The sequence below is a fragment of the Nitrococcus sp. genome (genome assembly GCF_059432795.1).
On sequence record NZ_JBXWZQ010000242.1, the window covers coordinates 1 to 3999 of the forward strand.

The 3999-nt window shown below is 64.5% G+C and carries 4 protein-coding genes and 1 pseudogene; 3 read left to right on the forward strand and 2 right to left on the reverse strand.

Going from position 1 to position 3999, the window contains the following annotated elements:
* Nucleotides 1–347: 347 nt before the first annotated feature.
* Nucleotides 348–602 (forward strand): hypothetical protein, encoded by a 255-nt coding sequence (locus AC52Q4_RS16580; RefSeq protein ID WP_495537906.1) that lies wholly within the window; start codon nt 348–350, stop codon nt 600–602.
* Between the two features lie 244 nt (nt 603–846).
* On the opposite strand, the gene istB is transcribed toward AC52Q4_RS16580, so the two are convergent.
* Nucleotides 847–1662, reverse strand: a complete 816-nt coding sequence (istB, locus tag AC52Q4_RS16585) for an IS21-like element helper ATPase IstB (protein ID WP_495537903.1) — start codon at nt 1660–1662, stop codon at nt 847–849.
* Nucleotides 1659–3179 carry an IS21 family transposase gene (gene istA, locus AC52Q4_RS16590; protein WP_495537904.1) on the reverse strand — a complete coding sequence of 507 codons (1521 nt, stop codon included), beginning with the start codon at nt 3177–3179 and terminating at the stop codon, nt 1659–1661. Before istA ends, istB begins: the two co-directional genes overlap by 4 nt.
* Nucleotides 3180–3355: 176 nt before the next feature.
* On the opposite strand from istA, the gene merF reads away from it, so the two are divergent.
* Together merF and AC52Q4_RS16600 are read left to right on the forward strand one after the other, a co-directional pair.
* The gene (gene merF, locus AC52Q4_RS16595; protein WP_495537905.1) at nt 3356–3517 is read left to right on the forward strand and encodes a mercury resistance system transport protein MerF; all 162 of its coding nucleotides are present in this window, start codon (nt 3356–3358) and stop codon (nt 3515–3517) included.
* 70 nt (nt 3518–3587) lie between these two features.
* Nucleotides 3588–3999 (forward strand): annotated as a pseudogene (locus AC52Q4_RS16600) (FAD-binding protein); the annotation flags it as partial.

A 3999-nucleotide genomic window follows, 5' to 3' on the forward strand; every position in this document is an offset into this window, starting at 1 on the left:
TGTTGCGATCCGTGGGGGCCCTTCGGCCCTCCGCGCGTGGTTATTTATTGCGAGCACCACATCCCACGCCACAAAACATGCAATCCGCCCCGCGGTCGGGGGCTCGCCGGTGATCCGGCCGGCAGCGCGGAGGCTCTGCGGCAGCCGGTGGGCGCGCGAGCCCGAGACACGTCTTCTGAATTTCTAGGCAAACATAAAAAAGGGATCGTGACGATTAAATGCGGACCGCAACGCGCGCGGGGCCGAGACGCAGCGGCCCGCGGAAAAGGCTGAGCGCAGCGCCGTTGCGGACCTGACGCCAAGCACGCGGAAACTTTACGGCAGCCCCACCGCGCGCGTGCGATACGCTGGTTTTCAGCTACTCGGGTCACGGCGGGCAGGAGCCCGAGACGGTGCCCGGCAGCGAGGCCAACGGCATGGACGAGGCGTTTCTGCTGGGGAACTTCGATCCGGCGTCGCGCACCGGGGCGGCCGAGCGCATCGTCGACAACGAGATCAACGCCTGGCTGGCCGCGGCGGGCAAGAAAGACGTGCGCGTCATCTTCATCGCCGACGCCTGCTACTCCGGCACCATGACCCGCAGCGTCGACGGCCGCGTATAGCGCGACAATCTGGATGTGAGTGGCGCGTCAATCAAGGTGAGATCGCGGCGGCCGGGAGTAATGATTGTCGCTGGCGGTGCTCTTGGCAAGTTTTTCCTTCCACCGGCACCGCAATTGCGGCGCCGGATGATCAGTGGCGAAGCCGGCTCGCCGGCGGATCCACCTTTCGCGATCGACGCCACTATGGCGGCACCGCCGGGCGACCATGCCAGGCAGAGCGCCAACGCTTGATTGTGGTACAGCGTCAATCAGGGCCGGACTTGATCGTTGCTTTCTTTGCCGGCCGGCCGCGGCCACGTTTGCGCTCGATGGCGGTTTTGCGGCGGTAGCTCTCGACGTTCATTTCCAGGATCGTGGCGTGATGCACGAGACGATCGATGGCCGCCAGCGTCATGGCCCGGTCGGGGAAGATTTTGCCCCACTCGCCGAACGGCTGGTTGGCCGTGATCAGCATCGAGCGGCGTTCGTAGCGTGCGGCGATCAGCTCGAAGAGCACGCTCGTTTCCGCCTGATCCTTCGTGACGTAGGCAAGGTCGTCGAGGACGAGCAGGTGATATTTGTCGAGCCTGGCGATGGCATTTTCCAGTGCCAGCTCGCGGCGCGCGACCTGCAAGCGCTGCACAAGATCGGTCGTGCGCACGAACAGCACGCGCCAGCCGTTTTCGACAAGCGCCAGCGATATGGCGGCCGCCAGATGGCTCTTGCCGCCACCGGGCGGGCCGAACATGAGAAGATTGGTACCGCCGTTGAGCCAACCGTCACCGGCGGCGAGCGCCATCACCTGTGCCTTGGAGACCATCGGCACGGCGCCAAAGTCGAAGGTGTCGATGGTTTTGCCCACCGGAAGGCGGGCTTCGGCGAGGTGCCTGGCGATGCGGCGGCGCGAACGCTCGGCAATCTCGTGCTCGGCCAATGCGGCCAGCAAGCGTGCAGCCGGCCAGCCCTCCTTGTCGGCGCGCGTGGCCAGTTCGGCCCACATCTGTTTCATTCCCGGCAGACGCAGATCGCTCAGCAGGAGATCGACGCGGCCGGCGTCGACGATGTCGGTCTTTTTTGTCATGCCGCCGCTCCATGCTGAACGTCATGGACCACGGCCAACTCATCGTACGCGCTCAACGCCACCAGCGCGACGTTGACCTCAGGCACGGTTGCGGCATCCGGCCTGAACCGTTCGGACAGTGCACTGGAATCAGGCAGGCGACCGGCGTCGAGATCATCCTCGATGGCCTGTGCAAGCTCACGCTCACAGGCGCGGTCGTGGGCAAGGGCCAGCAGGGCGACGATGACGCGACAGGCATGCCGGTCGCCTTCGCGCTCGCGCAGGACGTCGAATGCACGCGCATAGGCCGGTCGCGGAAAGAGCTGGTCGCGATAGACCAGGTTCAACAGCGCCATCGGCTTTTTGCGTAACGCGTGGATAACGTGGCGGTAATCGACGACATGTGCGGTCTTGCCATCGGCGCGCCGTCGTTCACGGCGCAACGTCATCAGGTGGGTTGATCCAAGCAGGCATTCGAGCCGGTCATCGTAGAGTTTGACCCGCAGGCGATGGCCGATCAGCCGGGACGGCACCGTGTAGAACACCTTGCGCAACAAGAACCCGCCGCTGGAGGTCACCGTGACCTGGACCTCCTCGAAATCCGTCGTCCGGCGGACCGGCAAGGCTTTCAGCCTGGCCCGTTCCAGGTCGATCTGCTTGCGCCGATGGGCATTGTGGCGTCCGACGATCTCATCGATGAAGCTGCGATAGGCATCCAGATCGGCAAAGTCGCGGTTGCCGCGCAGCAGAAGCGCATCCTCGACCGCCTTCTTGAGATGGCTGTGTGCACTTTCTATCGAGCCGTTCTCATGGGCAAGGCCGGGATTATTCCGCGTCGGCGTCATGCGGTAGTGACGCATCAATACCTGATAGCGGCGCGTCAGGTCGTCCCGGACAGCTTTGTCCAGATTGCGGTACGCCGCCGACAGGCTGTCGCTGCGGTGCTGTTCGGGGGCGCCGCCAAGCGCCCACAGGGCGTTCTGTAACCCTTCGGCCAGCGCCGTGAAGCTTTCGCCGCCGAGGATAACGTGAGCGTGCTCAAAGCCCGAGAAGACGAGCCGGAAGTGATAAAGCAGATGTGCGAGCGGTTCACCGGCAATGGAGATGCCGGCAGATCCCATATCGGTGAAATCCGACAGGCCGAGCCGGCCCGGCTCATGTGTCTGGCGAAAGATAACGTCCTGTTCCGGGCCGTTCAATGCCCGCCAGGCCCTGATGCGCCGCTCCAGGGTGCGGCGGATGCCGGGACTGAGTTCGGGATGTCGCCGCCGGATCTCATCGAAGACGGCGACCGGCCGCAGGCCGGGTGCTGCCTCCAGCATGGGCACGACGTCACTGTCCCAGATGCCGGCCAGCGGGTCGGGGCGGCGGCGGCCGCGCGGCTTTTTCTTGTGCGATGGCAGGCGCGGATCGGCTTCGATCCGGTAGGCGGTGGCAATGCTGAACCCGGACTTCGCGGCAGCGGCTTGCGGGGTGTCGGTCTGACGAAAACGCATATACAGCCTCATCTGACGATCGTTGATGTGGAGGCCGGGCAAAAGATGATCCCTCCTGTCATGGACGAATCACAAGCTTGCCTCGGCCACTGATGACCGCCAGGTCACGCCCGAATACGAGCAAAGCCGGTTTGGCGCTGCCTCCAGTCGGGCTACGCCCTCCCTGCACCAGCGCCAAACCCGCACATTCTCATCTTGATTGTCGCTGTCCTCTCAACGTGATTGTCGCGCGGCAGGTGCTGGTCATCGGGCTGGGCGTGGTCGGGCTCTCGGCCTGGCTCGGCTGGCTGGACTATGTGCTGCTGCCCGCGCTTGGCCTTTTCATCGGCATTACGGCTTACGGCCTCTGGCGTCGGCAGCGAGCCATCCCCTGCTGCTAAGCAGATACCAAAGCAACGAAGGAAGACACCTGACATGACGGATTGCTGTACGCCGAAGCCGACAGGCCATAGCCATTACGACCTTGCCGTCGTCGGCGCCGGTTCCGCGGGATTCTCCGCCGCCATCACGGCCGCCGAACAGGGAGCCAATGTCGCCAAGGGGAGCACCTTCCGGATTGCCCCCTTCGCCGGCATCGAGCTTCCCACAGGCGATGACGACGACGCCGACAGCCTGGGCAGGCTCCCCGCCACGCTGCAACTGGGCTCGGGCTCCTGGGATCCGCTCTTCGGCGTCGTGGCGACATGGCAGACGCTTCAATACCAGATCGACGCGCAGGCCAGCTACAAGGTTAACACCGAGGCGAACGGCTTCGAGTTCGGCGACGAGCTGCGCCTCGATGCACGAAATTGCCCTCAAGCACGCCATGGAGGAACCCCTGCACGCCCGAGCCCAGTTCGCGTGGCCAGAGGCGGTATTGCAG